The 466-nt window shown below is 46.8% G+C and carries 1 protein-coding gene; it reads left to right on the forward strand.

The genetic code is table 11. From position 1 onward, the window contains the following. Positions 1-466: replication initiator protein A (locus AXE65_RS11465; protein ID WP_204376561.1), on the forward strand; the 466-nt coding region annotated here is incomplete at both ends.

Consider the following 466-nt stretch of genomic DNA (forward strand, 5'->3'; position numbering starts at 1 on the left):
GCCAGAAGAGACCCCAGAAGCGCCGTCATCTCACTTTGTGGCGGATACGCGCGGAGCGGAAATTAAAGACGACATAGCGAGCATGGAACACCCCATATTTGCCCTTAAGGCGGGGGACAAGCGTGTGCGCGTCTATGAGCGCAACGGTTGCACGCTAACAATAAAGCCAGGCTATGACGGATGCGCCACCATCCACGACAAAGATTTATGGCTGTATTGCATTAGTCAGATTGTAGACGCTAAAAATCGAGGAGAAACAATAAGCAGGACTGTTAGGTTCACCATGTATGATTTTTTAAAATCTACAAATAGAAGTATAGGTGGTAGAGGATATGCTTTAGCGGTTCAAATGCTAGGAAGGCTTAAAGGGACAGTAATAGAAACCAATATAGCGATTAAGGGATATAGAGCGCGGGAAGGCTTTGGTTTGGTTGATTCATGGAAGGTAGTGGAGCGCGACGAAGAT

Source organism: Ventosimonas gracilis (assembly GCF_001580025.1).
Lineage (GTDB): Bacteria > Pseudomonadota > Gammaproteobacteria > Pseudomonadales > Pseudomonadaceae > Ventosimonas > Ventosimonas gracilis.